Genomic DNA, 25,087 nt, shown 5'->3' on the forward strand with positions numbered 1-25,087 from the left:
GGGAAACGCCCGGTCTCATTCCGAACCCGGAAGCTAAGCCCTCCAGCGCCGATGGTACTGCACCCGGGAGGGTGTGGGAGAGTAGGACACCGCCGGACATTCTTCCGATTCAGGGCCACCCCACCAAGGGGGTGGCCCTGAATCGCGTTGAGGCGCCTCCCGGCTTACGTCCCTTCCCAAGGTCGCAAGGGGCGTCAGACCTGTCCTAGGGTTGGTTCGTGGATGGTGCGCTGGTGTTCTTGGCGGTGGTTGCCTGTCTGGCCGCGATCCTGGGCGCGCTCGCCTGGCTGGGAGTACGTGTTCGTCGCCGCGGTATCGGCGGCGAGGTGATGGGCCCGTTCGAGGAGATCTGGCATCCTGCTGCCCATCGATCTCGCGCGGAGATCCGGGTGCAGGAGGAACGCATGATTCCGATGCCGTCTCCCGATGACTTACCTGAGCGGCACCGTCGAGAAGCCGGTCGTCAGGCGTAGCGGCCGATGTTCGACGGGGGAGCCTCGACAAGGGACGGCCCCGCCGGCGCGAAGCTGGCGGGGCCGTGGGGTAGCTCGTGCTCGGCGGGCGTCAGGAAGGTTCCTTGCCGCAGATGAAGCGTGGTTCCGCGCTGTAGGTCCAGCTGAACTTCTCCCGCTTGACGACCTTGCCGTCCTTCTTGATGACCCGGAACGCGTCCTGGGTGAAGCCCTGGCTGCCATTGGCGGGAATGCAGCTGGGCCCCGGCTCGAGGTAGACGGTCTTCGGCGACGTGATGTTCCGTCGGGGCCCGTACTCGGTCTTCACGCTGTCCCAGATCTTCGTGCTCCAGATCGACACGGTCACCGAGTTGCCGGTGTACGAGGTGTCGATCAGGACGCCGTAGTCGGTGTTGTTGCGGAACTTGAAGTCGAGATCGGGCCAGAAGATGGTCGACTCGATGACCGCGGGGTAGCGCGTGAAGTAGTACGAGTGCGGCTTGTGCTCGACGTCCTCCAGACCGGCGTAGTACGTGGCGTTGAAGAGGGTGGTCGTGAACTGTGAGGTGCCGCCACCGACGCCCGGCACGAGCTTGCCGTCGAGGATGACGGGCGCGTCGCGGTAGCCCTGGGCGTACCCGCGTTCCCCGGTGTGGCCGTTGAGCGAGAACGTCTCGCCGGGGAGCACCACGGTGCCCTTCACGTCGTTGGCGATCGTGACGATGTTCTGGCTGCGCGGTGAGGAGAGCCCACCGGTGAAGTTGGTGGTGAAGGAGGAGACCTTTTCCTTGATGCCCAGCCCACGGAGCTTTTCCGCGGTGAGCTTCGGCTCGACCGGCTTCAGCTCCGCGGAGACCGTACGGTCATCGCCGCGAGGCAGGACGGTGAGCAGGTCACGGCCGAGGTTGCTGGTGTCGACCTGCTTGCCCGCCCGCCCGTCGACCACCTTCGGCTTTCCGCCGGAGATGGTCATCGTCGCGTCCTTCGGGGCCACCTCGACCGCGCTGAGCTTGTTTCCCAGCGCGGCCCGCAGCTGCTTGACATCCACGCTGGGCGTGAGCTTGCCGGTCTTGTCCGCCTTGAACCGGAGGCCCTTCGCGATGGCCTCCGGTGGGATGGTCACCGCACCACGGTCCGTGGTCAGCTTGACCGGTGCCGCCACCGCCGGCTCGGCCAGCTCCGCGACCAGGCGGTCGACCTCCTCGGCCGTGGTGGCCGGGTGGTTCTCCACCAGCGGGACCGTCACCGGCTGCCCGCTCAGCCAGCCCTCCTTGACGACCTGGGCGGAATGCTCCGTGTCGATGGTGAGGCTGGGCTTCGGGTAGCGCACCTTCGGCTTGGTGCCGGAGAACGTGATCGCCGGCATCGTCATCTTCCGGCCCTGGTCGCCGACGAGCTTCTTCAACGCTGCTTCGAGCTTCTTCTCGTCGACCGAGACCACCGGCTCGATCTCCCGGGAGCCGACCAGCCGGTCCACGGCGTGGGCGCTGGTCGCCGCGGCGGTGGCGACGGTGGCGTCCACGTCGACGGTGAGCCCGACCTCGGCGGGGTTGATCTCGGCCGTCCGCTCGCCCACGCGTACCTGAATGGGGGCCTGGAGTTCGGCCGCGCGGCGGTCCAGGTGCGCCCGCAGCTCGCGCGCCGCCTCCGTCCGGCTGCGTCCACCGAGCTCGGTGCCGAGCACGCTGGTGCCGCGGGGCACATCGCCGGCGTACGCCCAGACGGCCACCGCGCCGACCGAGCCGAGCACGGCGGTGGCTACGCCGGAGGCGAGCAGGAGCCGGAATCTGCGGGACCGGGGTCGGTCACCGCTGGGTGGGACGGGCGCCGGTCGCACCGGCTCCTCGACCGGCCAGCTGACCGCCGTCACCTGCACCGTGGGCCGGTCATCGGCCGGCGGTGGACGTTCTTCGCCGTACAGCGTCACAACTACCTCTTAGCGACATACCGCATGCGGAGCCGGGATCCCTACTCCGGGAGAGAACTACGGTAGCCAACCAGACCGCCGTCGGGGAGTCCGAGCCCCTCCGGAGCGCCACTTGCGCCCGTTCGGCGTGTCATGCGGACCGTGATTGTCACTCACGGTGACGGTGGTGGGCTTAGTGTGTCAGCGCGCCCCCGACGGAACACCAGCGCGGCCATCGCCAGAGCGCCCAGGGCGGCGGCGATCAGCGAACAGGTCAACACTCCCGTCACCGTGCGCGGCGCGATCAGCGTGGCCGCTGCCGCCAGACCGGCCGTCGCCAGCCACAGCGGTGCGGCGGGCCATCGTGCGGCGGTCGCCACCCGGTCGTTCACCAGCATGAACACCACGGCGTAGAGCGCTCCGACGGCCGCGAACATCGGAGCCGACCCGGCCAGGTGCAGGTAGTCGGCGCCGCCGACCAGCCGGAAGGCCAGCTCACCGCCGACCGCCGAGCTGACCACCAGAACCGCGCCGCAGGCCAGGATCAGCGTCAGGGCCACCAGCCGAGCGCGCCGGTCCCCCCGGGCCAGCCGGGGCAACACCAGCAACGTGACGACCTGGGGAGCCCAGAGCGCACCCTTGGTGAGTACCGCACCGACGGCGTACGCGCCCGAGGCGGCCGCCGGCAGGAGTTGACGGGCGAGGATCAGGTCGGCGTACGAGATGGTGAGCATCGCCAGCGTCGCTCCGCACGCCGTCATCACCTGCCGGGCCCCCAGGCGTGTCGCACCGGTGGTCCGGGCGGAAGAGGTCACCGCCGCGTCGACGTCCGCCGGGTGGGGTGTCGGCGGGACGGCCGGTGGGGCGTCCGTGGTCGGGCTGGCGAGACGGGCCAGGAGCGGCAGGGCGAGCAGGCCGGTCAGGGTGGCCAGGAGCAGGCAGGTCTCCGGCCCTCGGCCGAGCAGCAGCCCGGCGACCAGCCCGCCGTAGCGTCCGGCGGCCAACACGGCCATCGCCGCGGCGAGTCGCAGGAAACGTTGATCCCCCTGCAGTTCGCCGAGCCACCGGCCGCTCAGCACGGTGGCGAACGTGGTCGCCGCGAGCAGCACCGTGAGCGCGATCGGCAGCCGCAGGGCGATCGTGAGCACCGGCGCCGCGGCGAGCGTGACCCCAGCCGTGACGGCCGCGGTTCGCAGCCCCAGGCGGGCGGTGCCACCGCCACCCCAACGGGCCCGGTGCGCGGCCACCGCGATCTGCAGACCGAAACCGGGTACCGCGGCGATCGCGGCCAGCGCGAGCACCGTCGCCAGCGCACCCAGATCGGCGGCGCTCAGCCGGCGCGCACCCAGCACCGGGACGACGTACGCCAGCGCATTGGTCACCACGGTCGCGACGGTGACCGCGGCACCGGCCGCGCCGAGTCGCAACCGCGCGACGTCCCTGCTCGTGGTCTGGACCATGCCACTCCGCGTCGTGTCAGCCGTCCGCGGGGACGACCCGGCGTTTCCGGGCCGGCGGATCCGGTCGGGACGACGGCCCGACCGGACGACGGTACCGGCAGCTCGGCAGTGCCGACAGCCCCGCCCGCACCGGACCGTCGCGGACCTACTCGGGCTTCGGGGCCGGGTTGCCGATCGCGATCTCGTTGGTGCAGAACGACAGTTCGCTCCCGGTCACCGTCAGTTCGACGGCGTCCCCGCCACCGATGATGCGGAAGAAGCGCTGGTTGAGGCCCTTCCTGACCGGGAACTCGGCGGTGCCGGTGCCGAGCCGCAGGGTCGCCGTGCCGTCCGCCGAGCTGAGGTAGGCGATCCGGGCCACCCAGTGCCAGTCCTGCCGGGGTTCATTGAGCGGCATCCGTACCGTCTGCCCACTGGAGACGAGGTAGCCGCAGCCCTCCTGAGGGCCCGGCTGGATCGTGCTGCCGACGATCGTGGCCACCTGAATCCGGCCGAGGGAGTCCAGCACCGAGACGTTGTCGGCCTCGTCGACGTAGGTCGGGCGGGTGCCGAAGGCGCGGAAGAACCGGGACTGGAGGTTGTACGGCCAGGACAGGTTCGGCACCACGTTGTCCGGGACCGGAGCGTCGAAGAACACCGTGTCGGGTGGCGCGCTGGCCATCTCGATCCGGACGGTGTCGACGTACGACCGGCCCGACTTGGCCGCCCACTCGTCGCTGTACTGGGAGGTGGTCCAGACCGTGCCCAGGCCGACGGCGACGAGCAGTAGGGCGAGCATCACGTGCACCGCCTCCCGGTAGCGCTCCGGAAGCGGGCCGAGCAGCCCGGGAGGGGGAGGCTCGATCGAGTCGGCGGCGGCGCTCGCCGGTCTGGTGGTGGGTGGGCGTGGGTCCGGCTCGGCCGGCTGATCGTCGGTCTCGCGCGGGGTCGAGGTGTCACCGGCATCCGGAGAGCCGGTGCGGTCCGGCTCGACGGCCGGATCCGGTTCACGGACTGCGGTGGTGTCGTGCGGCGCGGGGTCGGCGTCCGGCGTCGGCGGCGCGGTCACGTCCGGCTCGGTAACCGGTGCTGGCTCCGGCTCGGGGTCGACGGGGGCTTCGGCGTGGATGACGCCGAGCCTGGCCACCACCTGCGTGGGCCGTCCGGTCCGGACCGGCTCGGCCAGGACTGGAGTGGCCGAGCCGGCCGCCGTCGCGGTTGAGTCGGCTGGCGACGTGGCCGAATCGGCCGGCGGTGCGGCGGTGCTCGATGCGGCCGGCGCGAGGTTCCGTTCCGGGGCCTCCCCGTTGATCGGGCCCGGGAGGGCCTCGGGTGCCGCCGACGGTGTGTCGACGACGGGTGGTGTGGTCGCGAGGGAGACCCGCGCCGGCCGGGCCAGCCCGACCACGGCGACGCCGAGGCAGATGGCGGCCACCACGACGACGTCACTCACGTAGCGGGGAACACCGCCGGCCACCCCGCTGAAGGTCGACCCGAGCCGGGTCGCGGCCAGCATCGTCGCCACCAGCATCAGGTACGACCCGAGCAGCAACCAGGCGCGTCCAGCGCGGCGGCGACGGCGTACGGTCGCCACGACCAGGGCCACGAAGATCGTCCAGGCCACCCATGTGCCGAGTTCCGGCGGTGCCGCGACGGGAGCACCGTCCCCTGCCCCCAGCCACCGCCATGGTCCGCCGACCAGGCCCGGCACCACGGTGGATCCGAGCATCTGGGTGAGGAACGTGAACACCTCGCCGGCCGACGCCGGCCGCCGCAGGGAGGACTCCGAATTGCCGAGGTAGGCGGCGAGGAACCCGAGCGACAGCGCGGTCAGCAGCAACCACGACGGCCACCAGCGCCGGATCGTGGTCCAGATGGTGCGGAAGAAGCCCCCGTCGGCGTAGAGCGCGGCGGTGAGCAGGAAGACCAGTGCCACGACCAGGATCGCCTTCTCGAAGAAGAGGAGGCCGAACAGCACGGAGAGGGCCAGCGTCACCAGGTGCCGTTTACGTCGGGTCTGCACGTAGCCGACCTGTGCACCCACCGCGAGCACCATGGCGATCTGCATCGGCAGCATGTTGACTCCGACGGCCCACCAGGAGGTGGCTTCCAGGGTCAACGGGCTGAACATCAGCGCGGCGAGCGGCAGGAGGATCAGCCACGACGGTCGCAGCAGTCGACGCAGCAGCCGGAAGAAGGCGATTCCGAGGACCGCCTGGCCGAGCGCCATCAGCAGCACGTAGGGCCAGTAGGTCATCCCTAGGTGTTCGGTGATGAGCCAGGTGAGCAACCGACCACCGGGCATGAGGTGGTTGTTGTAGAGGGTGAACAGGTGGCCGATGGTCAGGTCGGTCTCCGCCGCCTGCGTGATCATGACGTAGTCGTCTGCCGCCAGGAACCCGCGGGAGGCCACCTGGGCACGCCACAGCACGCTGATTGCGACGATGGCGAGCGCCGCCGTGCGGATCCGGTCTCCCGCCAGCCAGCCGCCGACGCGGCCGGGTGCGGCCGTACCGTCCGCGTCCGTCGAACCCTCGTCAACCTGTACCGAGCGCACCGCGTTCGACCTTGCCTCCCGAGGGACCGCAAGAGGAGGTGAAGGGTTCGATGCCATGGCGGGAAGACTGCCACACCCGTCGAGGCGGTTCCCATCAGGTCAACGGATGGTTCGGTGGTGGCCGGGCCTGGCCGACGACGGCCGCGTACAGTGGCCGCCACCAGCGCGGCCGGCCGCCGCGCACCGGCATTGGTGAGGTCGACGGATGCGGGAACGGCTGGTGCCGCACGCGGTGGCCGCCGCCGTGACGGCGGTGGTGCTCGCGCCGCTGGCCCTCCCCGGCTACGTGCTGCGCTACGACATGGTCTTCGTGCCCCGTTCGGCGTTGAGCTGGGAGATGATCGCCCCCGCCACCGCACTGCCCCGGGCCGTCCCGCAGGACGCGGTGGTGGCACTGGCCAATCAACTGTTCCCGGGCTGGCTGCTGCAACGGCTGGTACTGGTGGCGATCCTCTACCTGGCTGCGCTCGGTGCCGCGCGGCTGGTGCCGACTGGACGGGTCGGCGTACGGGTGGTCGCCGCGCTCGGGTACGCCTGGACGCCGTATCTGGCCGAGCGGTTACTGATCGGGCAGTGGGGACTGCTGGTCGCGTACGCCGCGTTGCCGTGGCTGGTGCGGGCCGCGATCGGGGTCCGCGGCGCCGAGCGGGGTGCCCTGCTCCGGTTGTTGCTGGCGGCGGCGGCGTGCGCGATCACCCCGACCGGCGGGCTGCTCGCCCTGGTGGTGGTCACGGTGCTGCTCGTCGGGCGGTACCCGGGGGCGGTCCGGGCGGCCCTGGCCGGGGTGGGTACGACGCTGCTGTGGAACGCGCCGTGGCTGGTGGCCGGGTTCGTCAGCGCGGGGGACGGCCGGTCCGATCCGGCCGGGGTGGCGGTCTTCGCGGCCCGCGCCGAGAACTGGGCCGGGCCGCTGGTGGCGCTCGCCGGCACCGGCGGTATCTGGAACGGGCAGGCCACCCCGGCGTCCCGGAGCGGATGGCTGATACCACTGGCGACGTTGCTGGTGCTGGTGGTCGCCGGGTGCGGCGTACCGGTGCTGCGGCGCCGCTGGCCCGGACCGGTCGTGGGTCGGCTCGGGCTGCTGGCGGCCGGTTCGTGGCTGGGGGCCGCGCTCGGGGTGCTGCCCGGCGGGGCGAGTCTGCTGGGCTGGCTGGTGGCCGCCGTGCCCGGTGCCGGGCTGCTCCGGGACGGGCAGAAGCTGCTGGTGCCGTACGTGCTGTTGCTGGCGATCGCCGGTGCGCTCGGTGCGGAGCGACTGGCCGACCATCTCGCGGCCCGGTTCGATCTGGCCACCGGTCGCGTGCTGCTGGCCGGCGCGGCGTTGCTGCCGCTGGCCGTGCTGCCCGATCTGGCCGTCGGCGGGGCGGGACGGCTGCGGCCGGTGGCCTGGCCGGCGGACTGGGAGACGGTGGCTCGGCTGGTCGACGAGCGGCCGGGCGAGGTCGTCTCGCTGCCGTTCCAGGAGTACCAGAGCTACGCGTGGAACGGCGGCCAGGTCGTGATCGATCCGGCACCCCGGTATCTCGGCGTGCCGGTTCTGATCGACGACACGCTGCGTGTGGATGGCACCGCGGTCGCCGGGGAGGATCCACGCGCGGCCCACCTGCGTGAGCTGCTCGCGGCCGGTGAGCCGGTGGCGGCGGCGGGTCCGCGCTGGGTGCTGGTGCAGCGCGCCGCCGGTCCGGCGCCGGATCCGGCGACGCTGGCCGGCCTGCGACCGGTCTACGTCGGTGACGAGTTGAGGCTGTACGAGAATCCGGCGTGGCGGCCGGCGTCCGAGCCGAGCCGACCCGGCCCGGTTGGCCTGGCGCACCTGCTGGCCGGAACGGTGGTGTTGGCCATCGGATCTTCGGGCACTGCGCGATGGTGCTACCGCGTGGTAGCGTCCCGGCACGCGAGTCCCGCGGAAGGAGAAGGTGGATGAGGAACCTGCCCGCGTTCGTCGCCGTCGGGGTACTCGGGGTCGTGCTCGGCATGCTCGGCAGCGTCGGTCTGGCGAACGTGCTCAGCCCGTCCGCCAAGGAGGCCGCTAACTCCAAGGTGAGTGAGCAGACCGAGGCCCCGCTGTACGGCACGCGCTGACCTCGAACGGTGCGAAGGCGCCCGCATCATGCGGGCGCCTTTCGTCGTGTCCAGGGTCGACTGTTCGCTCCGACGGTCAGCCGTCGCGCGCGGTCGCCTCCTTGACCAGCTGCGCGAACCGGGCACCGGTGGCCGTCCAGGTGTAGCGGGCCGCGTGGGCCAACGCCGCCTCGCCCATCGCCTTGCGGCGGACGTCGTCGTCGAGCAGGTCCCGGACGACCGCCGTGAACTCCTGTTCGTCGTCGACCAGCAGGCCGGTCTCCGTGTCGACCATCGCCTCGGCGACACCGCCCGCGTATCTGAAGGCGACCGTCGGGGTGCTGCGGGCGGCGGCCTCCACGATGGTGAGACCCCAGCCCTCCTTGAGTGACGGGGTGAGGGCGAGCCAGGCCGAGCAGAGCAGGGCGTGCTTCTCCTCCTCGCTGACGAAGCCGGTGAACCGCACCCGGTCGGTGATCCCGAGAGTGGCGCACCGCTCGCGCAGCGGCTCCTCCCACCAGCCCTGTCCGGCCACCACCAGCTCCAGCTCAGGCAGTTCCGCGGCGAGTTCGGCGACGGTCCGCAGGGCGATCTCGACCCGCTTGTGCGGGACCAGGCGGCCGAGGACCAGTAGCGACGGGTGGGGCGTGCGGGGCAGCGACGGACCGGTCACCGGAGGCGTCCCGTTGGGCACCACGTCGATGCGGTCGGCGTCGACTCCGAGGTCGGTCAGCTCCGCGCGACTCGCCTCGGAGACGGTGATGTAGCGGCACCGCCGATAGAGCCGGACCGCGAGCCAGGACTCGATCCACCAGCCCAGCCGGCACATCCACGGCCCGAACACCACCGGCCACTGCTCGCGGTGCACGTGGTGGACCAGTGCGATGACCGGACGCCCGACGTAGAGCGGGGCGAAGAACGGCACGCCGTTGCAGACGTCGACGACCAGGTCCGGTCGGCCGAGACCCTGCCGGCTCAGCGGGCCGAACCCGAACCGGCCCGCGAGGCAGAGCAACGCCGCCCGGAGGTAGACGGTCATCCGGGAGCCGCGGCGCAGCACGCGTACGCCGGACTCGGTGGTTCCCGCCGGGCCGGCCTTGTCGTGTGCGGCACAGAGCAGAGTTACCTGGTGACCGATGGTGACCAGCTCGGCGGCGATCCGCTCGATGTAGACCTCCGAGCCGCCACCCTCGGGGTTGGTGGTGTCTCGCCAGTTGAGGAACAGGACGTGGCGGGAGGGGGTGTCGGAGTTGTCCACGCTGCTCCTACCGGTGAGTAAGTGAGCACGATCGCGCCACCCTAGGGCGGTCCGGCCCGGGTGCGCAATGGGCAGATCCGGCGACGACGATCCGATAACGGGTGGTGGATCGGGGGTTTGCCGACGGACCGAAACCTTGGCAGGGTGTGCAGCGCGACCGCGCGCGATGCCCGGTGTCTGGTGGCCGATCTCGTGGCGGCAGGTGTGGTGACCTGCGGCGGGGCATCGTCCGCAGCGGGTGACGAGGAGGTGAGGCGGCGGTGGTTGCCGACCGTCCCGCGCCGGTGCGCGCCCTGAACCGCCGTTCGCCGGTGGTCCTGCTCAGCGCCGCGCTGGTGCTGCTGCTGACCGGCTGGGCGGCGGTGGCGTACGTCCGAGCCGATCGGGGCACACCGACCTGCGTCGAACAGGTCCGGCTGCGGGTGGTGGCCGCTCCGGTGATCGCACCGGCGCTCGACCGGGTGGCCCGAGCCAACGCCGGCAGCCAACCATGCGTCTCTGTCGAGGTGCACGCCCGACCGTCGGCCGAGGTCGCCCGGGAACTCGCCGACGGCGGCGAGGTGGCGGACGCGTGGCTGCCGGAGTCGACGTTCTGGCTGCGCCGGGCCCGGGCCGCCGGTGCCTTCGAGGTGCCCGGCCAGGGCACCTCGGTGGCCAGTACCCCGGTGGTGCTGGCCGTCACCGAGCGCGTCGCGCGCCGATCCGGCTGGCCCGCAAAGCGACTGACCTGGGCGTCGGTGCTGCGTACCCGCGCCGACACGGTCCAGGTGGGGTTGCCCGATCCGGCGGCTGATCCAGCCGGGGTCGGTGCCCTGCTCGGGGCCCGTGCGCTCGCCGACGACAACGGGGACTCGGCCGCGACCGTCGCGGCGACGCTGCGACGGCTCGCCGAGCGGACCTTCAGCCCGGCCGGGGACACCAGTTCGCTGACCCCGAACCGGGACCTGCCCGGCCGGGCGAACGTCGTCGCCGCCAGCGAACAGGCGGTGCTGGAGCACAACGCGTTGGCCGCCACCGGCAAGCTGGTCGCCGCGTACCCGGAGGTGGACGTGCCCTGGCTGGACCTGCCGTACGTGGTGCTACCTGCCGCGCAGGGGCGGGGCCGCGACGCCGGTGGCGCGTTCCTCGACAGGTTGCTGGCCGGCGAGGCCCGCGAGGTGTTCACCGGTTACGGGTTCCGGACCGCCGCTGGCTTTCCGCCGGCGCTGCCGGACGACAACCGGCTGCTGGCCGAGGAACGCCGGCCGGTGTCGCTGCCGGCCGAGGAGACGGTCAGCGACGTGCTGACCGGCTGGAGTGGCGTGCAGCGCACCGCCCGGATCCTCACTCTGCTGGACATCTCGGGTTCGATGGCGGCGGAGGTGCCGGGCGGTGGCACCCGACTCGACGCCACGGTGCGGGCCGCCCGGGAGGGGGCGGCACTGCTGCTGGACAACAGCGAACTCGGTATCTGGGTCTTCTCCACCAAAGTCGACGGCGACCGGGACTACCGCGAGATCCTGCCGGTGGGCCCGCTGGTTGGCCAGCGCAAACGGCTGACTGAGGCGTTGGCCGAGGTCCGGGTCAAGCCGCAGGGCGGCACCGGGCTGTACGACAGCACGCTGGCCGCGTACCGCGACGCGCGCCGCAACTGGATCCCGGGACGGATCAACCTGGTGCTCGTCATGACCGACGGGCGCAACGAGGACGACGACACCATCGGGCGGGCGGAGTTCCTGGCCGAGCTGAAGCGGTTGCAGGAACCGCGCCGCCCCTTGCCGATCATCTTCATCGGGCTCGGCGCGGACATCGACCCGGAGGAGCTGAGGGCCATCACGAAGGTCACCGGCGGGCGGGTCTTCGTCACCGAGCAGCCGGGCGGAATGCGACGCATCTTCTTCTCCGCGCTGGCCGACCTTAGCTGCCTGCCACCGGAGTGCCGCCGATGAGGATGCCGGAGCGGCTGCGCCGCTCGCCCGGCACCGTGCTGTCGCTGCTGCTGCTCACCGCGATCGCCTTCGGCCAGCGGCCCGGTCAGGTCACCTTCGACACCAAACTCGATCTGGCCGCGAACCCGATCCACTTCATGACCCGGGCGCTGCACCTGTGGAACCCGGAAGCCACCTCGGGGGAGTTGCAGAACCAGGCGTACGGCTACCTGTTCCCGATGGGGCCGTTCTTCGCCGCCGGGCAGTTGCTGGCGATTCCGCCGTGGATAACCCAGCGGCTGTGGACGGCGCTGCTGCTGGCCGCCGCCTTCTACGGACTGCTGCGGCTGGCCCGGGCGCTGGAGATCGGCACCGAACCGACGCGGTACGCGGCGGCGCTCGGGTACGCACTGGCCCCACGGATCCTCACCGAGGTCGGCGCGCTCTCCTCGGAGACCCTGGCCGCCTCGATGCTGCCCTGGGTGCTGCTGCCGCTGGTGACCGTGCGCCGGATCGGCTCGCCACGCCGGGCCGCCGCGCTCTCCGCACTGGCCGTACTCGGGATGGGCGGGATCAACGCGGCGGTGGTGCTGATGGCGCTGCTGCTGCCCGGCGTCTGGCTGCTGACCCGCCGCTGGGACGCCCAGCACCTGCGCCTGGTCGCCTGGTGGTGCGTCTGCGTGATCGGGGTCTGCCTGTGGTGGATCGTGCCGCTGCTGCTGCTCGGCCAGTACAGCCTCCCGTTCCTCGACTACATCGAGTCGTCCACCACGACGACCGCCGTGGCCTCCCTCTTCCAGGCGGTACGCGGCACCAACCAGTGGGTCGCGTACATCGTGCAGGGCGAGCCGTGGTGGCCGGCGGGCTGGCTGCTGATCGACCACCCGGCGCTGATGGCGCTCACCGCGGTGGTGGCGCTGATCGGGCTGGCCGGCCTGGCCGGCAACCTGCTGCCACAACGACGCTTCCTGGTGGCCGGTTTCCTGACCGGGCTGACCCTGCTCACCATCGGCTACGTCGGTGCGGTGGACAGTCCGCTCTCCGAGGTGGTCCGCGGCCTGCTGGACGGGCCGTTGGCGCCGTTGCGCAACGTGCACAAGCTCGACCCGGTGCTGCGGCTGCCGTTGATGCTCGGCTTCGCGCACGGCGTGGACGCGGTGGCCACCCGGATGCATCACGCGCTGGCCCGCCGCAGGCCCGGATTCCGGCTGCGTCCGCTGGTCTTCGTACCGGTGCTGCTGCTCGTGCTGGGTGCCGCCGCGCCGGCCTGGCTGGGCCTGTTGCGTCCGGGCCCGGGCTGGTCCGACCTGCCGCCGCACTGGCGGTCAGCGGCGACCTGGCTGGCCGACCGCGACGCACTGGCCCGCACGCTGGTGGTTCCCGGTTCGGGCTTCGGGCAGTACGACTGGGGACGCACGGTCGACGAGCCGTTGCAGGCGTTGGCCGGTGCGCCGTGGGCGGTCCGGAACCAGGTACCGCTGGGTTCGGCGGGCAACACCCGGATGATGGACACCGTCGAGGAGGTGCTGGCCAGCGGCCGGGGCTCGGCCGGTCTGGCCGACCTGCTCGCCCGTTCCGGCTTCCGGCACCTGCTGCTGCGCAACGACATCGACCGGAACCAGGTGGAGGCGCCGCCGGTGGCGGTGTTGCGTCGAGCGTTGGCCGACTCGCCCGGCATCGCGCGGGTGGCCACGTTCGGCTCCACCGAGGCACTGTCCCGGACGCTCGGCAGCCCGGTGGACGAGGGCGCCGGGTCCGTGCCGGCGATCGAGCTGTACGAGGTGCAGCGAGCGGTGCCGGCCGCCTCGGCGGTGCTCACCGCCGACGTGCCGACGGTCAGCGGCGGTCCGGAGTCGCTGCTTCCCCTGCTCGAACAGGGGGTGGTGGAGCGGGACCGACCGGTGGTGCTCGCCGGCGACCGGGACGACTCCCCGGAGGCGGTGGGCGACCGGTGGATCGTCACGGACGGACTGCGACGCCGGGAGCGCGACATCGGCCGGGTCCGCGACAACCTCTCCCAGACGTTGACCGCCAACGAGGCGGGGAGACAGGGGCGCGTCGCCCTCGACCTGCTGCCCTTCTCCGCCGAACGGCACCAGACGACCGCGACCTACCAGGGCGTCCGTGACGTCACCGCGTCCTCGGCCGCGAGCTTCGTGGACACCCTCGGTCCGGCCGATCCTTCGCGTCTGCCGTTCGCCGCGGTCGACGGGGAGTACGCCACCGCCTGGCACTCGGCGTCGTTCGTCGGACCGGTCGGGCAGTGGCTCCAGGTGGATCTGGACACCCCGCGCCAGGTCGACAGCGTGCGGCTGGCCTTCGTCAGTGATCTGGCGGTGGGCTGGCCGGTGACCCGGTTCCGGGTCACGACCGATCGGGGCTCGGTGGATCACGAGGTGGCGCAGACCCTCGGCGGGCACTCGTACTACACGTTGCCGGGCCCCACCAGCCGGGTCCGGGTGACGGTGCTGGCGGTGGCCGGTGGCCGGCTCGACGGTAGCGTCGGCATCCGGGAACTGTCCCTGCCGGACACCGATCCGCGCCGTGCGCTGCGAGCCCCGACCGACCTTCCGGACGGGCTGTCGACGCCGGTCAGCTGGACGTTCAGCCGCGGACCGGCCGATCGGCCGGCGTGCTACCCGGTGCAGGTGGCGGGCACGGATCCGGCTCCGGACGGTGGCTCGGGCGGAGCGGCCGACCGCCCGGACGGCACGGTGATCCGCTGCGACCGTTTCCTGGCCCGGGTCGGTGAGGAGCCGCTGGGCCTGGATCGGTTGTTCCGCAACCCGGCCGCCGGAACGTACCGGATGGAGCTGTCCGCGGTGGCTCGCGCGGGTGGTGAGCTGACGCTCTCCGGTACGAAGGTGAAGGCGGCTTCGTCCTCCCACCTGAGCGGCGATCCGGCGGTTGCCGCGCACGCGGCGATCGACGGTGATCCCGACACGGCATGGCTGGCCGGCACGGGGGATCTGCGCCCAACCCTGCGCCTGAGCTGGTCGGGTGAGCGGCGGATCGACCGGTTGCGGCTGCGCGGCACCGATTCGCCGATCGGCTCGCTTCCGCAACTGGTGGAGATTCGCACGCCGGGCCGTGAGGTGCAGGTGCCGGTCGACGCCGACGGGACCGTCCGCTTCCCGGCGGTGCGTACCGATCGGCTCGAGATCGTGGTGCGCGAGACCGAGTACCGGTTGGCCGATCAGCGCGGCAACGGCTGGCCGGCCACGGCGGGCATCGCGGAGGTGGAGATCCCGGCCCTGGCGAGCCTGCTGCGTCCCATCGACACCGACGTCCGGGTGGTGGAACGCTGCGGCGACGGACCGACCGTCGAGTTGGACGGCTTCCGTTACGACACGTCGATCTCGGCCCCCCTCTCGGACGTCCTGGCCGGGCGGCCGGTACCGGTTCGTGTCTGCGGCGAGGACGGTGGGGTGCTGGACCTGCCGGCTGGCGGGCATCGGCTGGCCACCTCACCCTCGGCGGGCTTCGTCGTGCAGGACGCGAATCTGCGGCCGGACGACGACACGGGCGCCGGGCCCCGGCACCGGGAGGTGACCGTGCTCGACTGGGCGGCGACCGACCGCACGGTGCGGGTCGCCGCCGGTGGGCAGGCGTTGCTGGTGGTGCCGGAGAACGCCAATGCCGGCTGGACGGCCACTCTCGACGGAGCGACGCTGGCTCGTTCCCGGGTGGACGGATGGCAGCAGGCGTGGGTGTTGCCGGCCGGCTCGGGCGGTGAGGTCCGCCTGGTCTTCACCCCCGACCGGACGTACCGGGGCGGTCTGGCGGCCGGTGCGGCGGCGGCAGCCGGCGTGCTCCTCCTCGCCGCCTGGCCGGTGCGTCGCCGGACGACGGACGAGGACGCGGCGGGCGCGATTCCGGCGGAGGCCCCCGCCTGGGCGATCGGTGTGCTGCTGGTGGCGCTGCTCGCCGCGTTGGGCGGGGTGCTGCCGGTGGCCATCGTGCTGGCCGCGATGCTGCTGCGGCAGTTGGCGGTGCGAGCCCTGCCGGTGGTGGTGCTCGGCGGGCTGACCGTGGCGACCGTGATCGCGGTGACCGGGCGGTTGCAGGGCCACGGGCAGGACTGGGCGTACCGGTCGTGGGTGCAGGCGGCGATGCTGGTCGCGATCGGTGCGGTGGTCGCCGCCGTGGTTCCGGTCCCCGGTGCAGGCCCCACACGGACCATCCCGCATGATGTGACGCCGGGCACGTCCGGCGGGCCGCCGGACGTGGCCACGGGCAGGGGCGAGGGCGAGGACGGGACGGTGGCGCGGTGACGGCAGCGGACTACCGAACGCGGCGGGCGGCGCGACGTCGTTTCGCTTCGCTGCGCCGGTCGGTGACCCTGTTCCGGGCGTTTCTCGTGGAGCAGACCGACCCCGACCACTTCTACGGACTGCTGGCCACCGACTCGGTGCGTCAGGTGTCCGGGTACGCGGAGCTGGCCGGCCGGACGGTTCTCGACGTGGGCGGCGGCCCGGGGTACTTCGCCGCCGCCTTCCGGGCCGCCGGTGCCCGTTACATCGGGCTGGACCCGGACGTCGGCGACTTCTCCGCGGCCGGTGAGTCGGTGGCGGGGATGTTGCGGGGCAGCGGCACGGCCCTTCCGGTCCGCACCGGCAGCGTGGACGTGACGTTCTCGTCCAACGTCGTGGAACACGTCGCCGAGCCGCCCCGGATGCTCGACGAGATGGTGCGGGTGACCCGACCGGGCGGCCTGCTCTTCGTGTCGTACACCCCCTGGTTGTCGCCCTGGGGTGGCCACGAGACCGCGCCCTGGCACTACCTCGGCGGCAACCGGGCCCGCCGCCGCTACGAGCGGCGGACCGGACGGCCGCCGAAGAACCGCTTCCGGGAGACGCTCTTCCCGGTCTCGATCTCCGACACGCTGCGCTGGGCGCGGGGCAACGGCGACATCGAGGTGGTGGACGCGCTGCCGCGCTATCACCCGTGGTGGGCACGGTGGGTGATCCGGGTGCCCGGCGTCCGGGAGGTGGCGGCGTGGAACTTCGTGCTCGTACTGCGTCGGACGGGTGGGGGACAGCCCGGCGCGGTGGAGAAATCCGAGCTGACCGGGGGTCGCGTTGCTATGTGACCAAGTAGTAACCTCGCGGCCATCTCACTGATTGATACCGACGAAACTGAGCTCCTCAGGGAGGAAAACATGAAGCACCGCGCCGTGGGTGCCGTGCTGTTCGGCGGCGGCGTACTGCTCCTGGCGCTGGCCGCCGGGCTGGTGTTCGTCGTCAAGCCCGCGATGACCAAACTGCCCTACGACCTGGAGCCGACGACGTCGGTGGCCGAGGCCAGCGGCGCGACGTTCCTGCAGATCACCAACGGTGCGGTCGCCATCAACCAGGCTGACCTCAGGTCCACCGTCCAGGTCACGCCGGAGCGCGCCAAGACCGCGGCGCTCAGCGGTGACCTCGCCGGTGACGCGGTGGTCTGGCGGGTCGGCCAGACCGTCGAGCGGACCGACACCAAGGAACTGGTCAGCGCGTACGGTGCCGAGCTGGCACTGGACCGGGTCTCCGGTGCGGCTGTCGAGTGGAACGAGCAGTACCTCGACGAGAGCGGCACGCCGGAGAAGATCTCGTTCGGGGGTCAGGTCTACAAGTTCCCCTTCGGCTCCAAGCAGGACAACTACGAGGTCTTCGACCGGGACCTGCGGCAGACCCGGATGGCCGAGTTCAAGGGCACCGAGGACATCAACGGCCTGGAGGCGTACCGCTACGAGCAGGTCATCACCGACGAGAAGCTGCCGCTGGCCGCCGACCGGGTGGCGCTGCTGCTCGGTGTGCTCGCCCCTGGGTCCACCTCGGGTGAGGTGGTCTACAGCAACACCCGTACGGTTTGGGTCGACCCGGTCACCGGCTCCTACCTGAAGGTCCGGGAGCAGCAGAAGAAGGTGCTCATGCCGGCCGCGGGCTCGCCGGTCACGCTGCTCGACGCCGACTTCTCCTACAACGAGGAGACCGTGTCGTCCTCCGTCGAGCGGGCCGAGGAGAGCCGCGGCCGGCTCAACATCCTCGGTGTGTTCGCGCCGCTCGGTCTCGCCGTGCTCGGCCTGATGCTGATCCTCGTCGCGCTGCTGGTCTCGCGTAGCCGTACGCCGGAGGCTGTGGGCAGGCACGCCGCCGCGGACCCGGCGCCGACCCGGGTCGACCAGCCGCCGGTGCGGGACGACGAGCGGGAGGGTGGACCGTTGACCGACGAGATCCCGCCCGCCTCGACCAACTGGAAGTCCGAGGAGTCCACGGTGCCGAGCCAGCGGTCGGCGCAGGGCGAGTCGGAGAAGCAGTAGCAGCAGATCCAGCTACGACGCTGAGGGGCGGACCGTGCGGTCCGCCCCTCAGCGTGTTCGTGGCCCGTACCCTCGTTACGGAATCGTAACTTGTCGATGGTTTGGTCGCTCACGGTTGCCATCGGCTGCCTTTTTGCGGAGATTGCGCCTCTTGTGGGCTTGAAGAGATGACGCCACGTGGTCGTGTGGGCGAGGCGACCCGCCCCGTCTTGTTACTGCGAAGTAATCGGCCTCTTGTGACCTGTGCCGCACGGGTGCACCATCATGCTCGTTCGTTACCCGCCGGTAACAGAGGGGCGGCGACCGTCACGGCACCGCGCTTCGGAGCCGGTCACCCGCGCCCGCGCCGTCTCTGGGCCGGCCGCCCGCGCGACTCCACTGAGGAGGGACCACGTGCAGGAACGACTCGACAGGCCGGGCCGTACCCGGTGGGGGCGGTTCGCCGCCCTGATGGTGCCCGCGACCCTGGTCGCCGGCGCGATCGTCTTCGGCATGGCCAACGGTGCGATCGCTGCCTCGTTCGCCGTGTCGGGCCAGACGTTCAAGGTCTCCGCCACCGAGCTGCGGGGCGAGGGCTTCGTCCAGTACGGCGGCATCGCCGAGGAGGCGGACGGCAGGACCCACCCGGTGGCGATCTCCGGCATCCGTAGGGCGGAACTGGACAACCTGTGTCAATCGGTCAAGGTCCCCGGTGCGGACGTGGTGCTGACCATCCGGGCCGGCGGCGACGGCAAGCCCGCCAGGGCGAGCGGGCTGATGATCGACATGGACTCGCTGGAGGGCGACGCCGAGTTCAAGAACATCAACATCGGCCAGGACGCGTCCACGCTGAGAGCGGGGCCGGAGGGCGCCGTGGGTGCCCGCAAGTCCTTCGGCCAGCAGGCCGACACGGTGACCATCAAGAACCTCAGGCAGGTGGCCCGCTCGACCCACGCGGGAACCTTCACGCTGACCGGGCTGCGGCTCAAGGTGAACGTCGGCGCCGACGCGAAGGAATGTTTCTGAGGTCATCGGGGCCCGCGGTGGGCACGCCGCGGGCCAGCAGCCCTTCGTGCTGGAGGCGTACGTGACGACCGTCGATCCACAGCATGCCCGGCGCGGCCGGGTCAGCGAGGCGTGGCACCGGTTCCGTCGTTGGCGGCAGGCCCGACCGTTCTGGGGCGGACTGCTCACCGCACTCGCCGGAGTGGAGATCTTCGGCACCACCCAACTGTCGCTCGACGGCCTGTCGTTCCAGATGGGGCCGACCGGCTTTCTCTCCTGGCTGATCCCCACCATCCTGGTCGCCTGCGGCCTGCTGATGTGGTTCAGCCCGCAGCAGCGGATCTTCTACGCGGTGGTCGGCGCGGTGACCGCGCTGTTCTCCCTGATCGGGGTCAACCTCGGCGGCTTCTTCGTCGGCCTGCTGCTCGGCGTGGTGGGCAGCGCCCTGGGCTTCGCCTGGATGCCGGCCACCACTTCGCCGGCTCCCGCCGTACCCGCCGATCCGGTCGATCCGGTCGGGCCTGCCGATCCGGTCAACCCGGTCGTGCCGGCCGATACCGCCAGCCCGATCGCGCCGGCCGGCCCCGCCGTCACGGCCACGCCTGCCAGCTCCGCCGGGGACGGTGCGCCGCCGGACGAACGGGGCACCCGGTTGCTCGCGGTGGCCCTGCCGCTGGTGGTCCTGACCGGGGCGGTCGCCCTCGCGGCGCCGGTTCCGGTCCGCGCGGCGTCGGTCGGGGAGATGCCGGTTCCGGTCCGGCAGACGCAGGCGAAGCCCACCGCCGAACCTGCCTGCCCGACCCGCCCCCCAACGACCCCACCCAGCCCTGCCGTCCCGCCCGGCGGCCAGGCTCCGGGCGATCGGCCCGCACCGCCCAGTCCGGACGCCACCGCACCCGCGGACCCGAGTGGCTCCCCGTCGTCCGGCCCGGCGACGAACGAACGGCCGCGTGTCCGCGACGTCGTCGGCGACATCCTCGACGGAATCGGCCGGCTGTTCGGCAGCAACGACCAGGGCGACGAGGACCAGGAGGGCGACGGGCCGGCCGTGACGCCATCGCCGAGCGGTCTTGCCCGGCCCGTTACGAGCCCCACTGCCGGCCCGACGACCACACCTCAGCGGCCGTGCGGCACGCCGCCGGCCAGCGGCGGTGCGGAGCCGGTCGACGAGGGGGAGCCGCTGCCCCGGATCGCGGTCGATCCCGGCCAGCCGCTGGTCGCGGCGACTCCGTCCAGGCTCACCGGCTCGAAGGTGACCATGAACGCCCTGCGGTTCGAGGGAATCGTCGAACTGCCGACCGTCGACGGGACGCTGCGCGCACTCAAGTTCCGGATGGACCGCGCGGTCACCGACGACTTCCTGCTGCGTGCGCCCGGGCCGTCGGGGCGTACGCTGCGCTTCGCCACCGACCGGTTGACCGTCCGGGGGGACGTGAGCTTCTACGCCACCCGCTTCGTCGGCCGGTTGCTCGGCATCAAGATCACGTTGACGCCGGACCTGCCTCTGCCGGACGGCCTCCCGATCACGTCACCCGTCCCGATCACCTTCACCGACCCAGTGATGGACCTGGCCTTCGTCACCAGCGACACACTGACCGCCCGCCCGAAACTGCGGGTCGACCTCGCCTAGGGTCCGGTCGAAGTCCTCGGTCGAACCGAGGACTTCGACCGGACCCTGGCACCCGGCTCCCGTGCCGGGCGGCCACTTCTCAGAGCCGCTCCAGCGCCCGGCGTAGCGGGTCGAGGCCGAGCGCGCCGAGGTCGAGCGCCTGCCGGTGGAACTCCCGCAGGTCGAAGTCGGCACCCTTGCGCGCCTTCGCGTCCTCACGCGCCTGCAGCCAGATCCGCTCGCCCACCTTGTACGACGGGGCCTGTCCCGGCCAGCCCAGGTAACGGTTGAGCTCGAAGCGCAGCATCTCGTCGGGCACCCGGCAGTGCGCCCGCAGGAACTCCCAACCCAGCTCCGGCGTCCAGCGCTCACCCGGGTGGAAGTCGAACGGGTTGTCCTTGGGGATCTCCAGCTCCAGATGCATGCCGATGTCGACGATGACACGGGCCGCCCGCAGCGCCTGGCCGTCCAGCATCCCGAGCCGGTTACCCGGATCGTCCAGGTAGCCCAGCTCCTCCATCAGTCGCTCCGCGTACAACGCCCAGCCCTCGCCGTGCCCGGAGACCCAGCAGAGCAGCCGCTGCCAGCGGTTGAGCAGGTCGGCCCGGACGGCGGTCTGCCCGATCTGGAGGTGATGTCCGGGGACGCCCTCGTGGTAGACGGTGGTCACCTCCCGCCAGGTCGAGAAGTCGGTCAGGCCCTGCGGCACCGCCCACCACATTCGGCCGGGCCGGGCGAAGTCCTCGCTCGGGCCGGTGTAGTAGATCGAGCCGTCGCTGGTCGGTGCGATCATGCACTCGATGCGCCGCACCTGCTCGGGGATGTCGAAGTGGGTGCCGTTCAGGTCGCTGATCGCCTGGTCGGCCAGCTCCTGCATCCAGTCGCGGAAGGCGTCCCGGCCGCGGATGGTGCGCGCCGGGTCGGCGTCCAGCGCGGCCACGGCCTCGTCGATGGTGGCGCTCGGACCGGCGATCTGGGCGGCGACCGTCCGCATGTCGGCCTCCAGCCGGGCCAGCTCCGAGAACCCCCAGGCGTACGTCTCGTCGAGGTCGATCCGGGCACCGAGGAAGTACTGCGAGGCCAGCTCGTAACGCTCTCGGCCGGCGGCCTGCTTCTCCCGCCCGTGCGGAGCCAGCTCGGTGCGCAGGAACTGCCCGAACTCGGCGGTCGCGGCGGTGGCCGCTGCCGCGCCGCGCCGCAACTCGGCACCGAGGGCGCTTTCCTCGCCGAGCCGCTCGACCAGACCGTGGAAGACGTTGTCGCCGTCCGGATCCACCCAGGCGTCGCACTGCTTGGCCACCTCCAGCAGTTGCGTCCGCGAGCTGACCCGACCGGCGGCCGCCGCCTCGCGCAGGGTGGTCTTGTACTCCTCCAGGGCGCTCGGGAAGAGGTTCAGCCGGGCGGCCACGTTGGCCCGTGCCTGCTCCCCGTCGGTGGGCATCAGGTCGAAGACCATCCGGATCTCGTGCAGCCCGCTGGTGATGACGCTGACCTCGCTGGCCGTCTCGCCTGCGGCATACCGGTCCAGCTCCAGGCCCAGCCGTTCCTGCATCGCCTCCTGGGCGGTGCGCTCGGCCTCCGTCTCCGGCTCGATGGTGTCGAGTTCGGCCAGGGTGCGTCGGGTCAGGTCGGCGCGCGCCGCGTACCCGTCCGGTGACAGGTCGTCGAACTTGTCGTCGTAGCCGGCGATGCCGACGAAGGTGGCGCCCGTCGGGCTCAGCGCGGCCCAGTCGGCGACGTAGCGGTCCGCGAGATCGTCGATTCTTCCCACGCTGCGCACCCTACGCGAGGCGGACGTCGAGATGGTGCCGCCGAACCGGTCAGGGCAGCAGGTCGGCGGAGTCGAAGTCGATCGGGAACGGCTCGTCGGCGCGCAGCCGGTCACCGCTGACGGCCTTGGCGAGGGTGTCGTAGCCACCGAACGTGCCAAGGGTGAACAGCTCCACCGCGGCGTGCCGCAGCCGGCGCGAGATCTCCACCCGCATGAAGTACGGCACCCGCCCCTCGGCGCAGCGCATCGGCTTGTCCACGAAGTCCTGCCGGCGGCTGCCGGGAGAGACGAACTCCACGGCCATGGTGCAGAGGTGGGCCGGGATCCAGCGGTCCTCCTCGTCCGTCTTCGGCAACGCGTGCAGCACCGTGAGGTCCGGCTGGATCCACCGCTGCGGGGAGAAGGTCAGGTTCACCTGACCGAACACGTAGAAGTTGTGGGCCTCGGCAGAGGGTGAGATCAGCCGGGCGAGCTTCATTTCGCCGTAGCTGTTCGTGCCGACCTCGGCGGGCGTCATGACCAACCTCCCGTCGATGCACTCGTAGCGCGCATCGGGTAGCTCAGGCAACGGGAGGTAGCGGTCGGCGAACTGGGTCGTCCACATGCCGTCGAGGTCGACGAGTGGGTCGAAGCGCATCGGCATCGCCATGGGTGTACACCTCCTCGGCCGGTCAACGCTTCACCAATGTATGTGGTTTCTGTGGCGCGCGACACGACGGCCGAAAACCGCAGGACAATGTCGTACCCCAGGGGCAGAGTGTCAGGGGTGACAGGCAACTTCACCCCTGACCGACCGGCGCTGCGGAGCTGGCTGCCCGGTTTCGTCGCCCTCGCCGCGATCTGGGGTTCCAGCTTCCTCTTCATCAAGGTCGGCGTGGCCGAGCTGCACCCGCTGCACCTCACCCTCTACCGGGTGGGAGCGGGCGCGCTGACCCTGCTCGTGGTGCTCGCCGTGCTACGTGACCGGCTGCCCCGCGATCCTCGGGTCTGGGGCCACCTCGTCGTGATCGCCGCCTTCGGCGTGGCGTTGCCGTTCACCCTGTTCGGCTACGGCGAGCAGCGGGTCGAGTCGATGCTCGCCGGCATCTGGAACGCGACCACCCCGCTGGTCGTGCTGCCGCTGGCGGTGCTGGTGTTCCGTACCGAGCGGCTGACCGCGCGCGGTGCCGTGGGGCTGGCGCTCGGCTTCGCCGGGGTGATGGTGGTGCTCGGCGTCTGGCAGGGCGTCGGTGGGGCCCACTTCGTCGGCCAGTTGATGTGCTTCGGTGCCGCCGCCTGCTACGGCCTGGCCATCCCGTACCAGAAGAAGTTCATCGCCGGCAGCGCCCTCTCCGGTCTGTCCCTGTCGGCGGCGCAGTTGATCGTCGCGACGGTCCAGCTCGCGATCGTGGCACCGGTGGTGGCCGGTGCGCCGCCGCTGCCGACCACGCTGTCGCTGCGGGTGCTCGCGGCCGTGCTGGCGTTGGGTGCGCTCGGCACCGGTCTCGCCTTCGTGATCCACCTGCGCAACATCCGGATCGTGGGGGCGACCACCGCGTCCACCGTGACCTACCTGATCCCGGTGTTCGCGGTGCTGATCGGCGCGGTCGTGCTCGGTGAACGACTGACCTGGCACCAGCCGGTCGGCGCGTTGATCGTGCTGGTCGGTGTCGCCGTGTCGCAGGGCCTGCTCGGTCGGCGGCGTCGGCCGGTGGCGGCGGGTCCGGGTGCCCCGACGACACCCGTCGTCGAGCCCGCCCGCTGACCTCGTCCGGGAGAAACCGGGGGCGGGTCAGCGGTGCGTCCAGGCGACCAGCTCGTCGGCGCTCCACGTGTTCACCACGCGGTCGGCGGGTACGCCACAGAGCGCGGCCCGTTCGCAGCCGAAGCGTTGCCAGTCCAACTGGCCGGGCGCGTGCGCGTCGGTGTTGATGGCGAACCGGCAACCGGCCTCCAGTGCCCGCCGGATCAGCCGCTTCGGCGGGTCCTGCCGCTCCGGCCGTGAGTTGATCTCCACTGCGGTGTCGTGTTCCACGCAGGCCGCGAAGACGGCGTCGGCGTCGAAGTCGCTCTCCGGTCGGGTCCGGGCACGGTGCCCCCGGTCGCCCGGTCCGGTCACGCCGGCCGGGCGCGACGACACCATCCGGCCGGTGCAGTGGCCGAGGATGTCCAGGTGCGGGTTGGCGACGGCGGCCAGCATCCGGCGGGTCATCTTCGCCCGGTCGTCGTTCAGCCCACTGTGCACCGACCCGACCACCACGTCCAGCCGGGCCAGCAACTCCTCGTCCTGGTCGAGTGAGCCGTCGGCGAGGATGTCGACCTCGATGCCGGTGAGTACGCGGAACCCCTCCGGCAGCGCCTCGTTCAGCTGTGCCACGTGGTCGAGCTGCCGGCGCAGCCGGTCGGCGGTCAGGCCCCGGGCCACCTTCAGTCGCGGCGAGTGGTCGGTCAGCACCAGGTACTCGTGACCCAGTTCGACGGCGGCCAGCGCCATCTCCTCGATCGGTGAGCCGCCGTCCGACCAGTCGGAGTGGGTGTGGCAGTCGCCGCGCAGCGCGGTACGCAGGCGGGTGGCCTCGGCATCCAGGTCGGTGCCCTCGGTGGCGACCAGCCGGCGCAGGTAGACCGGCTCCTCGCCGGCCAGTGACTCGGCCACGCAGCGGGCGGTGACGTCGCCGACCCCGGCCAGCTCGGTGAGCTTGCCGGTGCGGGCGCGCTCGGCCACCTCCTCGGCCGGCAGCGCGGCCAGCGCCTTCGCCGCCGAGCGGAAGGCACGTACCCGGTAGGTGGCTTCGTTCGCCCGCTCCAGCAGGAAGGCGATCCGGCGCAGGTCGGCGATGGCATCCCGCTCGGTCATGCCATG

At 71.8% G+C, this 25,087-nt stretch carries 17 protein-coding genes and 1 rRNA gene; 11 read left to right on the top strand and 7 right to left on the bottom strand.

Translation table 11 applies throughout. From position 1 onward, the window contains the following. Both rrf and SM447_RS09440 read left to right on the top strand, forming a co-directional pair. Positions 1-98, top strand: a 5S ribosomal RNA gene (gene rrf, locus SM447_RS09435); the annotation flags it as partial. Between the two features lie 120 nt (positions 99-218). Beyond that, positions 219-473, top strand: a complete 255-nt coding sequence (locus SM447_RS09440; RefSeq protein WP_474572387.1) for a hypothetical protein — start codon at positions 219-221, stop codon at positions 471-473. A 91-nt stretch (positions 474-564) separates the two neighbouring features. Here SM447_RS09440 and SM447_RS09445 read toward each other — a convergent pair whose 3' ends face one another. From SM447_RS09445 to SM447_RS09455, 3 genes are all read right to left on the bottom strand, one after another. Further along, positions 565-2,379 (bottom strand): VanW family protein, encoded by a 1,815-nt coding sequence (locus SM447_RS09445; RefSeq protein WP_474572388.1) that lies wholly within the window; start codon positions 2,377-2,379, stop codon positions 565-567. A 152-nt stretch (positions 2,380-2,531) separates the two neighbouring features. Continuing rightward, positions 2,532-3,818 (bottom strand): polysaccharide biosynthesis protein, encoded by a 1,287-nt coding sequence (locus SM447_RS09450; protein WP_474572389.1) that lies wholly within the window; start codon positions 3,816-3,818, stop codon positions 2,532-2,534. Between the two features lie 145 nt (positions 3,819-3,963). Next, on the bottom strand, positions 3,964-6,354 hold the full coding sequence (locus SM447_RS09455) for a hypothetical protein (RefSeq protein WP_474572390.1): 2,391 nt from the start codon (positions 6,352-6,354) through the stop codon (positions 3,964-3,966). Positions 6,355-6,559: 205 nt separating this feature from the next. Here SM447_RS09455 and SM447_RS09460 point away from each other — a divergent pair, with 205 nt between their 5' ends. Together SM447_RS09460 and SM447_RS09465 are read left to right on the top strand one after the other, a co-directional pair. Continuing rightward, on the top strand, positions 6,560-8,278 hold the full coding sequence (locus SM447_RS09460; protein ID WP_474572391.1) for an MmpA family trehalose lipid delivery protein: 1,719 nt from the start codon (positions 6,560-6,562) through the stop codon (positions 8,276-8,278). Further along, complete coding sequence (locus SM447_RS09465; RefSeq protein ID WP_013736401.1) at positions 8,275-8,436, top strand: hypothetical protein; 162 nt, start codon at positions 8,275-8,277, stop codon at positions 8,434-8,436. Before SM447_RS09460 ends, SM447_RS09465 begins: the two co-directional genes overlap by 4 nt. Before the next feature lie 76 nt (positions 8,437-8,512). Here the strand turns inward: SM447_RS09465 and SM447_RS09470 are convergent, their stop codons facing one another. Next, entirely contained in the window at positions 8,513-9,673 is a 1,161-nt protein-coding gene (locus SM447_RS09470; RefSeq protein WP_474572392.1) for a glycosyltransferase family 4 protein, read from the bottom strand. A 260-nt stretch (positions 9,674-9,933) separates the two neighbouring features. Between SM447_RS09470 and SM447_RS09475 the strand changes: the two genes are divergently transcribed. From SM447_RS09475 to SM447_RS09500, 6 genes are all read left to right on the top strand, one after another. Further along, a complete protein-coding gene (locus SM447_RS09475; RefSeq protein WP_474572393.1) occupies positions 9,934-11,601 on the top strand; it encodes a substrate-binding and VWA domain-containing protein in 1,668 nt (555 codons plus the stop codon). Next, entirely contained in the window at positions 11,598-15,854 is a 4,257-nt protein-coding gene (locus SM447_RS09480) for an alpha-(1->3)-arabinofuranosyltransferase domain-containing protein (protein ID WP_474572394.1), read from the top strand. The genes SM447_RS09475 and SM447_RS09480 overlap by 4 nt, the downstream gene beginning before the upstream one ends. Next, positions 15,851-16,672 (top strand): class I SAM-dependent methyltransferase, encoded by an 822-nt coding sequence (locus tag SM447_RS09485; protein WP_474572395.1) that lies wholly within the window; start codon positions 15,851-15,853, stop codon positions 16,670-16,672. The genes SM447_RS09480 and SM447_RS09485 overlap by 4 nt, the downstream gene beginning before the upstream one ends. Before the next feature lie 69 nt (positions 16,673-16,741). Next, the gene (gene pgfA, locus SM447_RS09490) at positions 16,742-17,881 is read left to right on the top strand and encodes a cell envelope lipid trafficking protein PgfA (RefSeq protein ID WP_474572396.1); all 1,140 of its coding nucleotides are present in this window, start codon (positions 16,742-16,744) and stop codon (positions 17,879-17,881) included. A gap of 393 nt (positions 17,882-18,274) precedes the next feature. Beyond that, positions 18,275-18,886: a DUF6230 family protein gene (locus SM447_RS09495; protein WP_474572397.1), complete on the top strand. Its 612-nt coding sequence runs from the start codon at positions 18,275-18,277 to the stop codon at positions 18,884-18,886. A gap of 46 nt (positions 18,887-18,932) precedes the next feature. Beyond that, positions 18,933-20,495, top strand: a complete 1,563-nt coding sequence (locus SM447_RS09500) for a DUF6114 domain-containing protein (RefSeq protein WP_474572398.1) — start codon at positions 18,933-18,935, stop codon at positions 20,493-20,495. A gap of 79 nt (positions 20,496-20,574) precedes the next feature. Here the strand turns inward: SM447_RS09500 and SM447_RS09505 are convergent, their stop codons facing one another. Next, positions 20,575-22,245, bottom strand: coding sequence for a DUF885 domain-containing protein (locus SM447_RS09505; RefSeq protein ID WP_474572399.1), 1,671 nt, complete (start codon positions 22,243-22,245; stop codon positions 20,575-20,577). A 49-nt stretch (positions 22,246-22,294) separates the two neighbouring features. Further along, entirely contained in the window at positions 22,295-22,894 is a 600-nt protein-coding gene (locus SM447_RS09510) for a Uma2 family endonuclease (RefSeq protein WP_474572400.1), read from the bottom strand. 87 nt (positions 22,895-22,981) lie between these two features. Here SM447_RS09510 and SM447_RS09515 point away from each other — a divergent pair, with 87 nt between their 5' ends. Continuing rightward, the gene (locus tag SM447_RS09515; protein WP_474572401.1) at positions 22,982-23,989 is read left to right on the top strand and encodes a DMT family transporter; all 1,008 of its coding nucleotides are present in this window, start codon (positions 22,982-22,984) and stop codon (positions 23,987-23,989) included. A gap of 27 nt (positions 23,990-24,016) precedes the next feature. On the opposite strand, the gene SM447_RS09520 is transcribed toward SM447_RS09515, so the two are convergent. Continuing rightward, entirely contained in the window at positions 24,017-25,081 is a 1,065-nt protein-coding gene (locus SM447_RS09520) for a PHP domain-containing protein (RefSeq protein WP_474572402.1), read from the bottom strand. Positions 25,082-25,087: the final 6 nt, after the last annotated feature.

This window comes from Micromonospora aridisoli (assembly GCF_056150025.1).

Excerpts from the sequence above, each read along its gene's own strand:
- SM447_RS09450 (WP_474572389.1), bottom strand. The coding sequence starts at position 3,818 with ATGGTCCAGACCACGAGCAGGGACGTCGCGCGGTTGCGACTCGGCGCG.
- SM447_RS09460 (WP_474572391.1), top strand. The coding sequence starts at position 6,560 with ATGCGGGAACGGCTGGTGCCGCACGCGGTGGCCGCCGCCGTGACGGCG.
- SM447_RS09465 (WP_013736401.1), top strand. The coding sequence starts at position 8,275 with ATGAGGAACCTGCCCGCGTTCGTCGCCGTCGGGGTACTCGGGGTCGTG.
- SM447_RS09480 (WP_474572394.1), top strand. The coding sequence starts at position 11,598 with ATGAGGATGCCGGAGCGGCTGCGCCGCTCGCCCGGCACCGTGCTGTCG.
- pgfA (WP_474572396.1), top strand. The coding sequence starts at position 16,742 with ATGAAGCACCGCGCCGTGGGTGCCGTGCTGTTCGGCGGCGGCGTACTG.
- SM447_RS09510 (WP_474572400.1), bottom strand. The coding sequence starts at position 22,894 with ATGGCGATGCCGATGCGCTTCGACCCACTCGTCGACCTCGACGGCATG.
- SM447_RS09515 (WP_474572401.1), top strand. The coding sequence starts at position 22,982 with ATGTCGTACCCCAGGGGCAGAGTGTCAGGGGTGACAGGCAACTTCACC.
- SM447_RS09520 (WP_474572402.1), bottom strand. The coding sequence starts at position 25,081 with ATGACCGAGCGGGATGCCATCGCCGACCTGCGCCGGATCGCCTTCCTG.